The 17630-nt window shown below is 32.5% G+C and carries 21 protein-coding genes and 1 other annotated feature; of the genes, 20 read left to right on the forward strand and 1 reads right to left on the reverse strand.

Annotated elements, in window-relative coordinates; translation table 11 throughout:
* Positions 1-70: 70 nt before the first annotated feature.
* The 11 genes from PY770_RS03270 (at position 71) to PY770_RS03320 (ending at position 7241) form a co-directional block, all read left to right on the forward strand.
* Positions 71-598: a YqeG family HAD IIIA-type phosphatase gene (locus PY770_RS03270; protein ID WP_056957618.1), complete on the forward strand. Its 528-nt coding sequence runs from the start codon at positions 71-73 to the stop codon at positions 596-598.
* The gene (gene yqeH, locus PY770_RS03275) at positions 598-1731 is read left to right on the forward strand and encodes a ribosome biogenesis GTPase YqeH (protein ID WP_041817706.1); all 1134 of its coding nucleotides are present in this window, start codon (positions 598-600) and stop codon (positions 1729-1731) included. The genes PY770_RS03270 and yqeH overlap by 1 nt, the downstream gene beginning before the upstream one ends.
* Before the next feature lie 9 nt (positions 1732-1740).
* Complete coding sequence (yhbY, locus tag PY770_RS03280; protein ID WP_014081905.1) at positions 1741-2052, forward strand: ribosome assembly RNA-binding protein YhbY; 312 nt, start codon at positions 1741-1743, stop codon at positions 2050-2052.
* A gap of 4 nt (positions 2053-2056) precedes the next feature.
* A complete protein-coding gene (locus PY770_RS03285; RefSeq protein WP_103428718.1) occupies positions 2057-2629 on the forward strand; it encodes a nicotinate-nucleotide adenylyltransferase in 573 nt (190 codons plus the stop codon).
* Positions 2622-3224, forward strand: a complete 603-nt coding sequence (yqeK, locus tag PY770_RS03290; protein ID WP_056957616.1) for a bis(5'-nucleosyl)-tetraphosphatase (symmetrical) YqeK — start codon at positions 2622-2624, stop codon at positions 3222-3224. Before PY770_RS03285 ends, yqeK begins: the two co-directional genes overlap by 8 nt.
* An 8-nt stretch (positions 3225-3232) precedes the next feature.
* On the forward strand, positions 3233-3592 hold the full coding sequence (rsfS, locus tag PY770_RS03295; protein WP_139554869.1) for a ribosome silencing factor: 360 nt from the start codon (positions 3233-3235) through the stop codon (positions 3590-3592).
* A 2-nt stretch (positions 3593-3594) separates the two neighbouring features.
* Positions 3595-4332 carry a class I SAM-dependent DNA methyltransferase gene (locus PY770_RS03300; protein WP_103428720.1) on the forward strand — a complete coding sequence of 246 codons (738 nt, stop codon included), beginning with the start codon at positions 3595-3597 and terminating at the stop codon, positions 4330-4332.
* A 2-nt stretch (positions 4333-4334) separates the two neighbouring features.
* On the forward strand, positions 4335-5468 hold the full coding sequence (locus PY770_RS03305) for a nucleotidyltransferase (RefSeq protein WP_103428721.1): 1134 nt from the start codon (positions 4335-4337) through the stop codon (positions 5466-5468).
* Positions 5469-5547: 79 nt separating this feature from the next.
* Complete coding sequence (locus tag PY770_RS03310) at positions 5548-6105, forward strand: DUF177 domain-containing protein (RefSeq protein ID WP_103428722.1); 558 nt, start codon at positions 5548-5550, stop codon at positions 6103-6105.
* A 43-nt stretch (positions 6106-6148) separates the two neighbouring features.
* Positions 6149-6331: a 50S ribosomal protein L32 gene (rpmF, locus tag PY770_RS03315; protein WP_014081912.1), complete on the forward strand. Its 183-nt coding sequence runs from the start codon at positions 6149-6151 to the stop codon at positions 6329-6331.
* Between the two features lie 211 nt (positions 6332-6542).
* A complete protein-coding gene (locus PY770_RS03320) occupies positions 6543-7241 on the forward strand; it encodes a Bax inhibitor-1/YccA family protein (protein WP_103428723.1) in 699 nt (232 codons plus the stop codon).
* 78 nt (positions 7242-7319) lie between these two features.
* On the opposite strand, the gene yidC is transcribed toward PY770_RS03320, so the two are convergent.
* A complete protein-coding gene (gene yidC / locus PY770_RS03325) occupies positions 7320-8240 on the reverse strand; it encodes a membrane protein insertase YidC (RefSeq protein WP_014081914.1) in 921 nt (306 codons plus the stop codon).
* A gap of 247 nt (positions 8241-8487) precedes the next feature.
* On the opposite strand from yidC, the gene PY770_RS03330 reads away from it, so the two are divergent.
* From PY770_RS03330 to rpmG, 9 genes are all read left to right on the forward strand, one after another.
* Entirely contained in the window at positions 8488-9255 is a 768-nt protein-coding gene (locus PY770_RS03330) for a TrmH family RNA methyltransferase (RefSeq protein ID WP_041817709.1), read from the forward strand.
* A 15-nt stretch (positions 9256-9270) separates the two neighbouring features.
* The gene (locus tag PY770_RS03335; protein ID WP_103428724.1) at positions 9271-9777 is read left to right on the forward strand and encodes an HDIG domain-containing metalloprotein; all 507 of its coding nucleotides are present in this window, start codon (positions 9271-9273) and stop codon (positions 9775-9777) included.
* A gap of 8 nt (positions 9778-9785) precedes the next feature.
* The gene (locus tag PY770_RS03340) at positions 9786-10133 is read left to right on the forward strand and encodes a winged helix-turn-helix transcriptional regulator (RefSeq protein ID WP_103428725.1); all 348 of its coding nucleotides are present in this window, start codon (positions 9786-9788) and stop codon (positions 10131-10133) included.
* A gap of 36 nt (positions 10134-10169) precedes the next feature.
* Positions 10170-10370 (forward strand) — a binding site (T-box leader).
* Between the two features lie 42 nt (positions 10371-10412).
* Positions 10413-11450 carry a phenylalanine--tRNA ligase subunit alpha gene (gene pheS, locus PY770_RS03345; protein ID WP_014081918.1) on the forward strand — a complete coding sequence of 346 codons (1038 nt, stop codon included), beginning with the start codon at positions 10413-10415 and terminating at the stop codon, positions 11448-11450.
* A gap of 15 nt (positions 11451-11465) precedes the next feature.
* On the forward strand, positions 11466-13877 hold the full coding sequence (gene pheT, locus PY770_RS03350) for a phenylalanine--tRNA ligase subunit beta (RefSeq protein ID WP_103428726.1): 2412 nt from the start codon (positions 11466-11468) through the stop codon (positions 13875-13877).
* 26 nt (positions 13878-13903) lie between these two features.
* Positions 13904-14560, forward strand: a complete 657-nt coding sequence (udk, locus tag PY770_RS03355) for a uridine kinase (protein ID WP_103423353.1) — start codon at positions 13904-13906, stop codon at positions 14558-14560.
* Positions 14561-14627: 67 nt separating this feature from the next.
* Positions 14628-15101, forward strand: a complete 474-nt coding sequence (gene greA / locus PY770_RS03360; RefSeq protein ID WP_014081921.1) for a transcription elongation factor GreA — start codon at positions 14628-14630, stop codon at positions 15099-15101.
* Positions 15102-15260: 159 nt separating this feature from the next.
* Complete coding sequence (locus PY770_RS03365) at positions 15261-17321, forward strand: peptidoglycan D,D-transpeptidase FtsI family protein (RefSeq protein ID WP_103428727.1); 2061 nt, start codon at positions 15261-15263, stop codon at positions 17319-17321.
* A gap of 122 nt (positions 17322-17443) precedes the next feature.
* On the forward strand, positions 17444-17593 hold the full coding sequence (rpmG, locus tag PY770_RS03370; RefSeq protein WP_014081923.1) for a 50S ribosomal protein L33: 150 nt from the start codon (positions 17444-17446) through the stop codon (positions 17591-17593).
* Positions 17594-17630: the final 37 nt, after the last annotated feature.

A 17630-nucleotide genomic window follows, 5' to 3' on the forward strand; every position in this document is an offset into this window, starting at 1 on the left:
ATATCTTCCCAATTATGTGTTAAATGATTTAAAATAATAGTAAGTAATTAGAAGAGAAAGAAGGGTTGTTATGTTAGATGCTTTTAAACCTACATGGATGGTTGAAAGTTTATATCACATTTCACCGGAAAAATTAAAGGAAAATGGAATTGATACAATTTTAACCGATTTGGACAATACGTTAATTCCTTGGAATAATTCCATTGGCACGAATAAAATTAATGAATGGATTAGATTTATGAAAGAAAATGGAATTAATGTAATTGTAGTTTCTAACAACAATCCTAAACGAGTTGGAATTGCAGTCGAAAAATTAGATATTCCTTTTGTTGCACATGCCTTAAAACCACTTAATCGTGGGATTAAGCAAACTTTAAAACGTTTTAAACTAACTCCGAAACAGGTTGTAATGGTTGGAGACCAATTAATGACAGATATTTGGGCTGCTAATAATTGCCATATTAAAAGTATCTGGGTTAAACCATTGGTTGAAACTGACATGTTTCCAACTAAAATAAATCGGTTTCTTGAGTCAGTAGTTTATAAAAAACTCAAGAAAAAGTATCCGAACTTGAATTGGAAAGAAGACATTTATTAATGGTAGAAAATAACGATATTAACAAAATTCTAGAAGAAAAACTTTATTGTATCGGTTGCGGTGCTTTAATTCAAGATACTGATAAAGACAAAGCTGGTTATACACCTAAGTCAGCCATTGAAAAAGGACTTGAATCAGGAGAATTATATTGTCAACGTTGTTTTAGATTACGGCATTACAATGAAATTCAACCAGTTGATGTTTCAGATGACGAATTCCTTCATTTATTAGGTAAAATTGGAGATACTGACTCCTTAGTCGTATATGTTGTCGATATTTTTGATGTTAACGGAAGTATTATTCCAGGAATCCAACGCTTTGTCGGAAATAATCCAATTTTAGTAGTAGGTAATAAGGTTGATTTACTTCCATCATCATTTAAAGAATCAAAAATTAAAGATTGGCTTCGTCAAATGATGAATAAAGCTGGCATTAAACCAATTGACATTGAATTAGTTTCAGCAAAAACTAATCGTTCCGTTGATGACTTATTGGAAGTTATAAAAAAATATCAAAAGAACCGGGATGTTTATGTAGTTGGGGTAACTAACGTCGGTAAATCAACGTTGATTAACCAAATTATCCATCAAGCTTCTGGACAAGAACAAGTGATTACAACTTCAAAATTTCCAGGTACTACTTTAGATATGATTAAAATTCCATTGGATGATGGGCACGATTTAATTGATACTCCAGGAGTTATTCATGCAAGTCAAATGGCACATTATTTATCGCCAAAGGATTTGAAATATGTCTCTCCACAAAAGCGAATTAAGCCAAAAGTTTACCAATTAAATGATGGTCAAACTTTATTTTTGGGGGCAATTGGTCGCTTTGATTATGTTAAAGGTCCAAAGACTGGTTTTACAGTTTACGTTGATAATAATTTAATGATCCACCGTACGAAGACAGAAAATGCTGATGAATTTTTTGATAAACATGCCGGTGAATTATTGAATCCACCATTGGGTAAGGAAAATGTTGTTCCACTTCAGAGGCATGAATTTAAAGTCGAAGATACTTCTGATTTAGTAATTGAAGGTTTAGGTTGGGTTACCGTACCAAAAGGTTCAATCATTGCTGGTTGGGCTCCCAAAGGTGTTTCTGTTTTAATTAGAAAAGCAATGTTTTAAGGAGAAATTATGAAATTAACAGGCAAACAAAAAAGATTCTTACGTGCCAATGCTAATCATTTACGGCCCATTTTTTCAGTTGGTAAAAACGGATTAAACGAACTTTGGTTAAACGAGGTTAATCAAGCTGTCGATAGTCGTGAATTAGTAAAAATTAGTATTCAACAAAGTGCAGATGTTGATACTGATGATGTAAAAGAATTTATTGAAAATAACAGTGATATCAGTGTAGTTCAAACCATTGGCAAAACAGTTTTATTATTTAATCAGTCATCAAATCCTAAACACCGTGATATTTCCAACGGCGTCTTTAGTCTATAAAAGAATGGGGAAAAAAAAGATTGGTATCTTAGGTGGTACATTTAATCCCATCCATTTAGGGCATTTAATTATGGCAGAGCAAGCGCTATCTCAGTTAAAACTAGATAAAGTACTATTTATGCCAGATTATTTACCCCCTCATATTGACCATAAGGATACGATTGATGCTTTTGATCGAATAAATATGATTAAGTTAGCGATTGCTAACAATTCTAATTTTAAATTAGAAACAATTGAAGTTGATCGAGGTGGAAAAAGTTATTCTTTTGATACAATGGTACAGTTAACTAAAAGTCATCCAAATAATGATTATTATTTTATTGTTGGTGGTGATATGGTTGAATATTTACCAAAATGGTATCGAATTAATGATTTATTAAAAATGGTAACATTTGTGGGGGTTAAGAGACTGGGAAATAAAGTAGAGACAGAATATCCTGTAAAATGGATTTCTTCTCCATTAATAGATATTTCTTCAACTTACGTTAGAAATTCAATTTTGCATCATCGAGATTTGAGATATCTTGTTCCCAATCAAGTACTAAATTACATTAAGGAGAATGGTCTTTATGAATGAAGTTAAATATGATTATACTAATTACGCCAAAATGAATCGTACTGAAATTCTTGAAGAAATGAAAAAGCATCTTAATGATAAAAGATTTCAGCATTGTTTAAGAGTTGAACAGACTGCAATTGATTTAGCAAATGAAAATGGAGTAAACCCAGAAATTGCTGGATTAGCTGGGCTTGTTCATGATTATGCTAAACAACGACCTAATGAGGACTTTATTAAAGTAATTAAAGAACATCATCTTGACCCTGATTTGCTAAACTATGGTAAAGCAATTTGGCATGGTTATGTTGGCTATCTTTTAGTGCAAGCCGAATTAGGAATTAACGATGCTAGAATATTAAATGCTGTTAAGTATCACACAATTGGTGCCCCTGACATGGATAAGTACGCTCAAATCACTTATATGGCTGACTTCATTGAACCTGATCGTGATTTCTCTGAAGCTGACGAAGCACGAAAAATCACTCATAAAAATTTATGGGATGGGGTTATTTTTCAAAACGAAAAAACCATGCAATTATTAGTTGGTAAAAATAAAGCAATTTATCCAGCTGCAATTGTAGCTTACAATTCAATTGTTGCCGGACTTAAATAGGAGAAAATATGAACAACCAAAAAGTTTTAGAGACGGTAGTTAAGGCTGCTGACGAACGTCGTGCAAATGATATTGTAGTATTAAATATTGAAGATTTAAGTGTAATGGGTCGCTACTTTGTTGTGATGGACGCAAGTTCAGAACGTCAAGTCAAAGCGATTGCTGATAATATTGAAGATCATCTTGAAGAGGATGGAGTTAAAATTATTCATTTTGAAGGTAAAGATAAATCAAACTGGATTTTAATGGATTTAGGTGATGTAATTGTGCATGTCTTTAAGACTGAAACTCGTGAATTTTACAATCTAGAAAAATTATGGGCAGATGCTAAGGCAGTTGACGTGTCAAACTGGATTACTGAGGATTAATTATGATTTACACTGAATTTGCCACTTTTTATGATCAATTATTTGATAATGCTTTGTATAACAAATGGGTTAATTTTGTAAGTAATAATGTTAATAAAAATGATAAGATCTTAGATTTAGCGTGTGGAACTGGTCGATTACTAGTTTTAATGAAAAAGAAAGGGTACGATGCAATTGGTGCAGATTTTTCAGAAGATATGTTAGCAATTGCAAACGATCACCTAATTGAAGCAGGTTTTACTGAACCTTCATTATTAAACGAAAATATGCTTGATTTAAGTGAATTAGGTAATTTTGACGTCATTACTTGTTTTGATGATTCAATTTGTTATCTTAATAATTTAAATGAAGTTGAGGTAATGTTTAAAGAAGTTTATGGCCATCTAAAGCGTCATGGAAAATTTTTGTTTGACGTTATCACCCCATATCAAACTGATGTTAAGTATCCAGGATATATGTATAATTTTCATGATGAAGATCATGCATTTATGTGGACGACTTATATCGGTGAATTTCCCCATTCAGTTGAACATGATTTAACCTTTTTTAACTATAATAATGAAATTAAAGGTTATGATGAATATTCAGAAACTCATTATGAACGTACTTATTTGGCGAAAGAATATCAATCGGTATTGTATAAAGTTGGTTTTAAGAACATTAAAATTAGTTCTGAATTTGGTGAAAAAGAAGTTGATGATCAAACGACTAGATGGTTTTTTGTGTGTGAAAAGGATTAAAAATGACTTTAAAAGCAGTTGGAATAATAGCAGAATATGATCCATTTCATAATGGTCATTTATTTCAATTACGACAGGCACAACGGTTAACTAATGCGGATGTGACAGTTGTAGTTATGAGTAGTAATTGGACTCAACGCGGAGAACCAGCTATTTTTGACAAGTGGACAAGGACTAAAATGGCCTTAGAAAATGAAGTTGATTTGGTAATTGAATTGCCAATTCAATCTGCAGTTCAACCTGCAAGTATTTTTGCATACAATGCTGTTGAATTAATTGTTGCTTTAAAATGTCAATCTCTTTCATTTGGTAGTGAAAGTCCAGAATTTGATTTTAATAAGTTTAAAACATTTGAAGTTAATACCAGTTCTAATGAATTCAAAAATTATCAGGAAAGCTATCCAGAAAATTTCCGCAAGTTTATACTAGAAAATTATGGATTTAATCTAGAGTTACCAAACGATACCTTAGGCTTTTGGTATGCTCAAGCTGTGCAAAAACTTAATGCCAATTTAAAATTAGTTCCGATTGCCAGAAATGAAAGCAATCACGGTGATGATAAATTATTACATCAAATTTCAAGCGGTAAAGCGATAAGAAAAGCTATTAAGAATCGTAATTCGAGATTTATTAATTTCATTCCAGAATCGTCGGTTCAGATTGAAAAATTACAACCACTTTTTTGGGATGATTATTGGCCATATTTAAAATATGAAATTAATCAAGCTTCATTATTTGATTTAAGAAATGTATATCAAATGTCAGACGGATTAGAATTTCTTTTCAAAAGGGCTGCAATTAAGGCTAAAAACTTTAATGAATTTATTGAACTAGTAAAAAGTAAACGGTATACTTATACCAGATTACAAAGACTTTGTGTTTACGTTTTATTTAAAATTACTCAGCAACAGATTGATGATAGTTCTCGGAATCTTAGGGTACTAGGAATGACGAAAAATGGTCAAAATTATTTAAATCAGATCAAAAAGGAACTTAAATTATCTTTAATTTCAAAAGTAGATAAAACTGTTTTTGATAGAGCTGATTATTTAGAGTGTAAAGCTGGTTTATTAACAGGAACAATTTTAAATAATCAACAAGATTTATATCATTTTCCTGTTATAATTAACAAATAGCAATTGCTATCAAGTGAAACACCTTGACATAGATTTTAGATATAAGTATAATTGGATTGTTGCATTGGAGGTTGTTTTTATGAAATGGTCTTTTGAAAAACTTCAGGAATATAAAAATAATTCTTTTGAAGACAGCGGTAAATTAGATTTAAAAGCGGCTTTAAAAGAACGATATCCTGATAATATTTTAGATGCAACACCTTTTGACGTGAAAGTATCAGCGATTTCCGATAATGGAGATGTGATTATTGATGCCCATGTTAAAGGGAGTGTAACTGTTCCTTCTTCAAGATCATTGGATCCAGTTGAACTTGATTTAGACTTTGATATTAATGAAGTTTATGTTAATACTAAAGCAGCATTGAATCGCTATGATGAAGATGTTGTGGTATTAAAAATTGACGAAGATGATGATGCAATTGATTTTGATAAAGCTGTAGCGGATAATATTATTATTAATATTCCTATGCAGGTTCTTTCTCCTGAGGAACAAGATGGTAAGTCAATGCCATCTGGAAATGACTGGGAAGTTATTTCTGAAGATGATTTTAATCATCAAGAGGAGGAAACAACAAAAGTTGATCCACGTCTTGCAAGTTTAAAGAATTTTCATTCTAAAAATGATGACAAGGCTTAAAAATTCACTAGTGGAAATTAATTAATAAGGGAGGTTATTATTAATGGCTGTACCAAAGAGAAAAACTTCAAAATCTAGAAGAGATATGCGTCGTGGACACATCAAATTGAGTGTTCCTGGCATGAGTCCATGTCCTAACTGTGGAGAATTACGTAAGTCACATTACGTATGTCCAAGTTGTGGTTTCTACGATGGAAAAGAAGTAGTTGCTAAAAAGAACAACTAATAGATAATGAAGAACGTTGAAAACACCATGGGTTTTCGATGTTCTTTTTTTATAGAATTAATTGTGAAATAATGCATTTAATTTGTTTTTTATCAAAACAAATAAAGTTTTAGCTAAAGTTTAAACTTATGAAGATTGATTCTAGGATTTATATTTTAATCGTGTTAGAATTTATCTTGTCTATTATAGAATTTGAAAGGAAGATATTTTTATGAATGGTGAAATTTATGGAAATACTGCTGAAATAGCAAATAGATTAGTCGCAAAAACTTATCAAAAAGTTTGTACTGGTCTTGCTATTACTGGAGTAATTATGACACTCATGGCTGTCTTTATGACTAAATGGGTTATGTCAATGGGAATCACGACTTCATTATTAATTTTGGTAGTTGCTCTTGGGTTAATGTTTGCTCTAAGTCGTTCAGTTACCAATGATAATACTAATGCCTCAACAACTAATACGATTTACTACTTAATGACCATATTGTTTGGGGTTTCGTTAAGTCCCGTACTTATTTATTATGATGTAAAGACAATTGGATTAGCAATGTTAGGAACAGCAGTGATGTTTGGTGGGTTAACCTTTTATGCAAATACTACTAAACGAGATTTTATTGGATTTGGTGCATACTTAACTTGGGGACTCTTAGCCGCTATTGTGTTAAGTTTAGTTTCAATGATTTTCCACATTGCTTTATTATACATTCTTGTAGATGTAGTAATGTTGGTAATTTTTGCGGTATTCATCATTTTTGATACTCAAAGCGTAAAGCGTTTTGCTGATTCAGTCCAAAGTGAAGAACAACTTCAAAAATACAGTACTATTGGTGCCTTAAGTATTTATCTTGATATTCTTAACATCTTCCAAATTCTTTTGGAACTTATTGGAATGGGCGATAATAGAGATTAATTACATTAACACTTTAACTTTGGTTAAGGTGTTTTTGTTTACAAAAAAGCTAGGAAATAAATTCCTAGCTTTTTTAAATTATTCGTGATGATGACGCTGTTTGTTAGCATTTCGATTATTATTGTGATTTATTTGATTGTCATTGCTTTCTTCAGCAGAAACTTTTTCTTCGGTTTCTTCAAGGGTATCTGGAACAATTATTTTAGGCGGATTTTTTTTAGCTTCTGTTTGAATTTGCTTGATAATTCTAGGACGAATTGCATTAACAATTAATTGTTGAATAATTGCAAATAATCCACCAATGAAGAAATAGATTCCTAATCCAGCAGGAGATGACAATGAGACAAAGAAAATCATTACTGGACTTATAATCATCATAGCTCCCATTTGTTTACGTTGAGTTTTTGGCATTCCTAAAATAGAAAGATAACCCTGAATTGCGTAAACAATCAGTGAGAGAACAGCTAGTAAAATACTTTTTTGTCCTAATTGAATTCCCATAAAAACTGTATGAGACAATTCTGGAGAATAACGAATTGCAGCATATAAAGCAGCAAATATAGGCATTTGAATTAGAAGTGGTAAACAACCAATTCCACCTGTCATACTAATACCATTATCTTTGTAAAGTTTCATCATTTGTTGATTTAAAGCAACTTGCTCTTCTTGAGTTTTGGCATTTTTCAACAATGATTGAATTTTAGTCATTTGAGGTTTAACTAAAGCCATTTTTTCTTGCATAATGGTTGATTTTTTTAATTGACTAATCATGACAGGTAATAATAGACATCTAACAATTACAGTGATTGAAATTAAAGACCAACCATAACCCCCAACATATTTAGCTAACCAATCCATTACATGTTGTCCTGGAACTGCTAAATAATCGTAAACCATTCCATATGGATGCCCATGAGAATCTTGACGTACACAACCCGATAGGGTCAGTGCTGCGAATCCAATTATTCCAATTAAACTCAGTTTTTTTCTATTTTTCATTTATGATACTCCCATCTATTAAATCATAATTATAATATTAAACTAATGCAGTTGTTACTGCAATTGAATGAATTTAAATTAAATCAAAAATATATTAATAAAAGAATTTATATATTTGAATCTTTGTAATAAACTTGAAAATAATTTAATAATCATCTATCAATTTTAAAATTGTTTCAAGTTTATTTGTTTGATTGATGTGTTAGTATAATGATTAGAATAAATTAATTTGAGGAAGAATTCATATATGGAACGAATTGCATCAAAACAAAATAAAAAAGTAAAAGAATTAAAAAAATTAGCAACTGCTAAAGGCCGCAAAAAATCGGACCAGTATTTAATTGAGAGCTGGCATTTAGTCCAAGAAGCGATTAATAATTTACCAAAGAAAGATGTAATTTCAATTTTTGTCACTGATGATCAATATCTTGAGCATGGCTCAGATTTAAAGGATTTAAACGTAATTTCTATTTCTGACGAAATTGCTAGCGAAATTGCATCTACTTCTACCACCCAAGGAATTTTTGCGTTATGCAAAATTAACAATCAATCCTTGTTAGATGTTAAATTAGATGGAGCATGGCTCTTACTTGATGATATTCAAGATCCAGGAAATATTGGGACGATGGTTAGAACTGCAGATGCAGCTGGATTTGCGGGGGTTATATTTGGTGATGGTACTGCTAGCCAATATAATAGTAAAGTACAGCGATCAATGCAGGGTAGCCAATTCCATATTAAATTAGTCAAAGCCCCATTATCATCTGCGGTTGAAAAATTAAAATTACAAAAAACTCCCATTTATGGTACTGAATTAAATCCAGATGCAGTAAATTATAAAGAAATTACTCCATTATCTGATTTTGCTTTGATTATGGGAAATGAAGGTAATGGAATGAATAAGAGTTTATTAAAAGAGACTACTAATAATTTATATATTCCGATTAAAGGAAAAGCAGAATCACTAAATGTTGCAATTGCGGCAGCAGTGATTATGTTTCAAATTATTAAGTAATTTGGAGAACAGATTATGAAGGCAAATGAATGGAAATCTGACCCAGAATTTATGAACTGTATTTCTGATTTATTAGCTTCCAATGAAGTTAAGCAATTAGCTGGTTATACACAACATCATCATTCAACTAGGTTAAAACATTGTATTTATGTTTCTTATGTTAGTTACTTGATTGCAAAAAAAATGAATCTAGATTATCGAGCTGCAGCTCGCGGTGGATTGCTTCATGATTTATTTTATTATGATTGGAGAACCACTAAATTTGATATAGGGACGCATGCATATATGCATCCTCGAGTTGCTTTACGAAATGCTAAAAACATTACGGAGTTAACACCCAAAGAGGAAGATATTATTTTAAAACATATGTGGGGTTTAACTTTAGCTAGACCTAAGTATATGGAGAGTGTGATTGTTTCCTTAGTTGATGATTATGCTGCTGTTAATGAATTTATGTCGCCAGTTGAAAACAGGTTTAAGAGACTATTAAATAACAAATGTAATCATAAAAAGAATAGGTAGTGATTTTGATGACAAACAGAAAAAAAATAGATAAAGAGAATGGAGATTGTCTTTGTTCTAGGTTTGAAGAAGCTTTTTCCATTTTAGGTAAAAAATGGAATGGAGTAATTATTGAAGCTCTATTGATTGGTGATTCACTTCGTTTTGGAGAAATTGCTAATAAGATTGATGGCTGTAGTGATCGAATCTTAACTGCTAGGTTAAAAGAACTACGTGATTGTGATATCGTCTCACGTAAAATCTTTGATGAATCCTCACTTATTAAGTACGAATTAACAGAAAAGGGAAGAGATTTACAACCAATTATGAAATCAGTTCATGTTTGGGCAGATAAATGGTGTGATGGTAATAAGTAAGTTTGACCATTATTAAGATTTGATTTATAATTTCATTAACTACTGTGAAGAAAGAATTAGTAAGTTGCGTTTTAACAGAGAGATTTTGATTGCTGAGAAAAATCATAGTAACTGAATTCGCTTTTGAAGAAGTAGACATAAGCTAATTAAAAAATGTCCGATTGATGTTCGTTATCCATCTAAGAGTGCATACTAATTGTATGAATTTGGGTGGTAACGCGAAGCTTCGTCCCTTGATTGTGGGAGAAGCTTTTTTTATTTGAAGAGGGGGATTTTGTTGTGAGTTTAAAAGAAGATTTAGAAACAATTAAACAAAATGGTTTGAAAGAAATTGACGCGTCAACCGATGTAAAAAGTTTAAATGAAATTCGTGTTCAATTGTTAGGCAAGAAAGGTCCAATTACTCAAGCACTACGTGGAATTTCTAAACTTCCAGTTGAAGAGCGCCCAGTAGTTGGTAGCTTTGCAAATACAATTCGTGATGAGTTAGCAACCGCGATTACCACGAAACAAACAGAATTAGAAAACGCTAAATTAAATGCTAAATTAGCTGAAGAAAAATTGGATGTTACTTTACCAGGTAACCAGGTTGCTTTAGGTCATCCACATGTGATTCAACAAATTATTGATGAAATTGAAGATATTTTCATTGGGATGGGATATCAAGTGTTAAGTGGTCCTGAAGTTGAAGAAGATCATTATAATTTCGAAATGATGAACTTACCAAAAGATCATCCTGCACGCGATATGCAAGATACTTTCTATATTACTAAAGAAATTTTAATGAGAACTCATACTTCACCAATGCAAGCACGTTCTCTAGAAAAACATGATTTTAGTAAAGGTCCATTAAAGATGATTTCACCAGGGGTGGTTTTCAGACGTGATACCGACGATCCAACTCATTCCCACCAATTCCATCAAGTAGAAGGAATTATGATTGATAAACATATTACAATGGCTGATTTAAAGGGAACTTTAGAAACGATGACGCATAAGTTATTTGGTGATAAGTTTAAAGTTCGTCTTCGTCCTAGTTACTTTCCTTTTACCGAACCATCAGTGGAAGCAGATATTACTTGCATGAATTGTGGTGGTAAAGGTTGCGACGTTTGTAAAGGATCTGGCTGGATTGAAGTTCTAGGGGCTGGAATGGTTCATCCCAATGTGCTTAAAATGGCTGGCGTTGATCCAAAAGAATATGGTGGATTTGCCTTTGGAGTCGGTCCTGACCGTTTTGCCATGTTGAAATACGGTGTAAATGATATTCGTGATTTCTATCTTGACGACTTAAGATTTTTATCACAATTTGATTAATTAGGAGGAATTGAAATGTTATTATCATATGATTGGCTTAAAGATTATTTAGACATTAATCTTTCTCCAGAAGATCTGGGTGAAAAAATTGAAAGAACTTCCGTTGAAGTAGATTCTGTTTCTAAAAGAAGTGACGGGCTTAAAAAAATTGTTGTTGGTAAAATCATTTCTTTTGAAAAACATCCCGATGCTGGACATTTAAACATTTGCCAAATTGATGTTGGTGAAGATGAACCGCTTCAAATTGTTTGTGGTGCACCCAATGTTGAAGTAGGTAAAAAAGTAATTGTTGCTTTATCCGGAGCTCGGGTTGGTGGAAACATCAAAATTAAAAAAGCCAAGATGCGTGGTGTGCAATCAAACGGAATGCTTTGTGGATTAGATGAAATTGGCTTTCCTAAAGATGTTGTGCCTGATGAATGGAAAGATGGAATTTACTTTTTACCAGATGATGCTAAATTAGGTGATTCGGTTTTTGATTATCTTGGTATGAACGACCCATTAATTGATTTAGACGTTACCCCTAATCGTGGTGATATGTTAAGTTTACGTGGTGCTGTTTATGACTTAGCAGCTGTTTTTGATCAAAAAGTTAACTTTGATGAAAAAGCGGATAAGGAATTAGGGCAAACAGAATCCAAGACCAATATTAAGGCTCATGCGGATGAAGATCTTGCTCCTATCTATAAGCTTAAGGTAGTTAAGGATGTAGAAGTAAAGCCAAGTCCATTATGGCTCCAAATTAAATTATGGAATTTAGGTATTAAACCAATTAATAATGTAGTAGATATTACTAACTTAGTAATGATGAAATTGGGACAACCTTTACATGCTTATGATTTAAGTAAGATTGCTGATGGTGATTTAAGAGTTCGTCGAGCTAAACCAGGTGAAAAGATTACAACTTTAGACGAAGAAGAACGTGAATTATCGGCACTAGATGTTGTTATTGCAGATTCTGAAAAGCCAGTCGGGTTAGCAGGTTTGATGGGTGGAAATGATACTAAAGTTACTAAAGATACTACTGATATCGTAATTGAAGCTGGCGTTTTTGCTCCAGTTGCGACTCGTAAGATGGCTCAAAAAGAATTACTTCATACTGATGCATCTCAACGTTTTGAACGTGGAATCGACAAAGGCAATGTAGAAAATGCATTAAACTATGCAGCTGGATTAATTCAAGACCTTGCTAATGGACGTGCTAGCCAAGGAGTGGTTATTGGAAGTGACGAAGTTGTTAAACCAGTTACTATTTCAATTTCTGCTGAACGCATTAATCACGTTTTAGGAACCTCGTTAAGTGAGAAAGAAATTACTGATATTTTCCATCGTCTAGGCTTTACAGTTGAAAATAAAGATCATGAGATGTTGGTTACCGTTCCAACTAGATGTTGGGATATTAAAATTGATGCTGATTTAATTGAAGAAGTGGCTCGGATTTATGGGTATGATAATATTCCTGTAACACTACCAGTTACCGTTACTACTGAAGGAAGTTTTACACCTAAACAACAATTAATCAAAAATTCTCGTAAAATTTTGCTTGGAGAAGGACTTACTCATGCAATTTCTTATTCGCTAACTACAGAAGCCAAGGCAAAGATGTTTTTACTAAATGATAGTAATGAAACCAATTTGCAATGGCCAATGACTAATGATCATGCTGTGTTACGTATGAATTTACTTTCGGGATTATTAGATGATATTGCCTATAACCAAGCTCGTGGCGTTGAAGATGTTCCTTTCTTTGAACAAGGACGGGTATTTTTCCGCGAAGCTGATCAAGTTCGTCCAACTGAAGTTGAACACATTGCAGGAGCAATTTCTGGTTCATTAGCTCAATCAACTTGGAATCAAAAAGCTACCCCAATGGACTTCTTTGGAATGAAAGGAATTGTGACTAAATATCTTGAAACATTATCATTAGCTGATGAAATTTCATATGAAGCAACTGATTCAATTTCAGAAATGCATCCAGGACAAACAGCTTTAATAAAACTTGGTGATGAAGTGATTGGATTTGTTGGTCAAGTTCACCCATCAACAGCTAAAGCTTTCAAAATTAAGCCAACGTTTGTTTTTGAACTTGACTTAGATAAATTAGTTACAGCTAAGAAAAGTGAACAACAATACCAACAAGTTAGTCCATTTCCAAAGATTAGTCGTGATATGGCAATGCTAGTTAATGATGACATTACTAATGCACAAGTTTATGCTATTATTAAACGTCGTGGTGGAGCCTTCTTGAAGAAAGTTACTTTGTTTGATGTTTATGATGGTGAACACGTTCCAGCAGGCAAAAAGTCATTAGCTTATTCTTTGACTTTTGAAAATCCTAAAGAAACTCTTAAAGATGAAGTTGTAAACAAAGCAGTTGCTAAAATTACTAAACATCTTCAAGATGAACTTGATGTTGAAATTAGATAGTTTCAATTTAGAAGGGAAACTGACAAATGGCAACCAAAAAAAGACCCATTATTATTGGTGTAACAGGTGGTTCTAGTAGTGGAAAAACCACCGTTAGTAAATCAATTTTGCAACGTTTGCTTGGGCACTCGATTAGTATCATTCAACAAGATTCATATTATAATGATCAATCTGATATGACTATTGAAGAACGTAAAAAAGTTAATTATGATCATCCTGATGCTTTTGATGATGATTTATTAGTTAAGCATTTGAATGATTTATTGAATTACAAATCAATTGAAAAGCCAGTTTATGATTATACAAAATTCACGAGAAGTAAAGAAACTAAAATCCAAGAACCAACTGATGTCATTATTTTAGAAGGAATCTTGATTTTAAATGATAAACGACTTCGTGATTTAATGGATATTAAAGTTTTCGTAGATACTGATGATGATATCCGTTTAATTCGTCGGATTAAGCGTGATATTGCTGATAGAGGTCGTTCATTGGATTCAGTTATTCAACAATATTTAGCGACCGTTCGGCCCATGTACCATCAATTTGTTGAGCCTAGTAAACGATATGCTGATATAATTATTCCCCGCGGTGGTAAGAATGTTGTGGCGATCGATTTGCTTGTTACAAAGGTTCAGGCAATCTTTGGTAATGATAATCCCAATTCTTTGATTGATTATTAATAATTTTGTTTGAAAAAGTTTGAGATTAATGTTAATTTTAAGTTGAATAAAATAATGAGGTGTTTAAATGGCTGAAGATGTATATCCAATGACCAAGGATGGTCAAATTAAGCTAGAAAAAGAACTTGAAGATTTAAAAACTAATCAACGTCCACATGTAATTGAACAAATTAAGATTGCAAGAAGTTATGGTGATTTATCAGAAAATTCAGAATATAAATCAGCAAAAAATGAGCAAGCACTATTAGAAAGCCGTATTAATACGGTTGAACATATGTTGCAGTTCGCTCAAATTGTTGATGATATTAAAACTGCTTCTGATGAAGTGAGTGTTGGTAAAACTGTAACATTTAAAGAATTACCTGACGAAGAACCAGAAGAATATCAAATTGTAGGAGCAGCTGAGGCTGATCCACTTGCTGGGAAAGTATCAAATGATTCACCAATTGCTCGTGGCCTTTTGGGACACAAGGTTGGAGAAAAAATTGATATTGAAATTCCAGATGGAACAATGCATGTTGAAATTTTAGGTGTCGATTAAATATAAAAAAAGATGTTAGGCAATTTGCCTAGCATCTTTTTACTTAATTTTAATTTATGTTTGTTGCGGAACCGCTTTTATAATGCGATAATTAAGCTAATTGTTTAAATTATGAAATGAATTTAATTTAAAATTATATGATAAAAAGGGGTAACTGCTGTGGGTAACTTTTTTGGAAAATTTTTCAAAAAGCGGACACGTTCAACAAGACAAACAAATGAGTCTAATACAATTCCGTTTCGTTTGAATTTGATTTTCTTATTAGTTGGATTATTATTTATTGTGTTAATTTGGAAATTAGCTGATTTACAAATTATTCAAGGTAATTATTTCAAATCAACCGTGAATCAAACCAGTAATTATGTTAAATATGGTAATGTAGCTCGTGGAAAAATTTATGATGCAACTGGAAAATTAATGGTTGGAAATGAGAACCAAAGGGCAATCACTTATACTAGATTGCCAAGCGTATCATCAAAAGACATGTATCAAACAGCAACGAAATTAGGAGACTATATTACAGTTCCTACCAATCGACTTACTAAAAAACAAATTGCAGAATATTATCTAGCAAATCCTGAAAATCAAGCAAGCGCTAAAAAGAAAATTAGCGGCGCTACTTCAATGAGTCCCAATCAACAACAAAAGGCAGAAATTAATAAATTTATAGCCGGCAAAATTACTCCAGTTACTAATGACATGAAAAATGCAGCCGCAATTTTTAATTCTATGAGTGGTGCATATACTTTATCAACTACTTATATAAAATATAATCACGTATCTGATAGAGAAATGTCGTTAGTTGGAGAACATCAATCTGATTTGCCTGGAGTTGAAGTTGGTAGTAATTGGGTGAGAAATTATCCTCAAGGAAAAGAAGTTCAAACTGTGACTGGATCGGTTTCATCAAATAAATCTGGTCTTCCAGAGGATCGTGTTAATAGCTTATTGGCTCAGGGATATTCACAAAATGAATCAGTTGGTATTAGTGATCTTGAATCACAATATGAACCAGTTCTAAAAGGTTCTAAATCGCAAACTCAATTCAAAGTTAACAGTAGTAATCAAATTATTTCGCAGGTTGTTAAATATCCAGGTCAAAATGGAGATAATTTGCAACTTACGATTAATTCAAAATTTCAAAATGATTTACAAAAAATTGTTAGAAAAGACCAAGCTGGTGGATATTCAACTGGTACTTATGCTGTCGTAATGAATCCTTACACTGGCGGAGTAATTGGTATGGCTGGTGTAGATCGTGATCCTAAAACAAATAAAGTTACACAAAACGATGTGGGTGTCATTAATCGTCCCATTACAATGGGATCAGTGGTAAAACCGGCTATGGAATCTGGAGCTTTGATGAAAGGAATTATAACCCCTGAAAACAGTACGCAAACTGATCAACCAATCAAAAATGGTGGCGGGGTCAAATCATCTTGGTTTAACACTAATGGTAGTCATAATATTCAATTAACAGCCCAAGATGCTTTGGAAGTTTCTTCAAACTCATATATGATGCAGTTAGCAATGAAAGAAGCAGGTTTTAAATATGTACCAGGTGCAGCCTTAGATATGAATCCTTCAATTTTTGAAACCTTAAGAAACAATTTTAAACAATTTGGTTTAGGTGTTAAAACTGGAATCGATTTGCCAGGAGAATCAGCTGGAATTGAAGGACCAACAGGTTTTGCTAATATTGGTAAAGCACTTGATGAATCATATGGGAACTATGATGGCTATACTACAATTCAATTGGCCCAATATGTTGCGACAATTGCTAATGGTGGTTATCGTTTGAAACCACAACTAGTACAAAATATTCGAGGAATTAATAAAGAAAATAAAAAGTTAGGTGCTATTAAAGATACAATCAGACCTAAAATTTTAAATCAAATTCCAATGACACAATCTCAAAGAAATGTTATTCTCCAAGGAATGTATAAAGTTGTTCATGGAACCAGTCCATATCGAACTGGAGAACTTCTTAATACTGTAAAACCAGAGATTGCGGCTAAGACTGGTACTGCGCAAACATTTTACGATGGTAACCAAACGACTACGCTTAGTTTAATTGCAATGGCACCAGCGAAAAATCCGAAAGTGGTTGTTGCATTAGCAATGCCAAATATGCCTGCTGAGTCTGGTAGAAATAACGGTCAATTAGCAACTGATATTTTAAATGCTTATTGGAAAGATGTTGAAAATGCTCCAAAATAAGCGTCAAGTATAATTACTTAACATTATTTTGAATAATTGCTAGAAATTATTTTGAAAAAATGTTATGATTAATTATGTTACTATTGATAAATTAAAAAAGCATCTGTTTGGAGGTATTTACCATGCGTGTACACATTACATTAGAATGTACTGAATGCCACGAACGCAATTACTTAACTTCTAAAAATCGTCGTAACAATCCCGATCGTTTAGAATTAACAAAGTACTGCCCTCGTGAAAGAAAAGCAACTTTACATCGCGAAACAAAATAAAGGTTTTGAGCCTAGAGCTCAAAATCTTTTTTATTAT

Origin of the sequence: Fructilactobacillus sanfranciscensis (assembly GCF_029023685.1) — a bacterium.
In the GTDB taxonomy this organism is placed as follows: domain Bacteria; phylum Bacillota; class Bacilli; order Lactobacillales; family Lactobacillaceae; genus Fructilactobacillus; species Fructilactobacillus sanfranciscensis.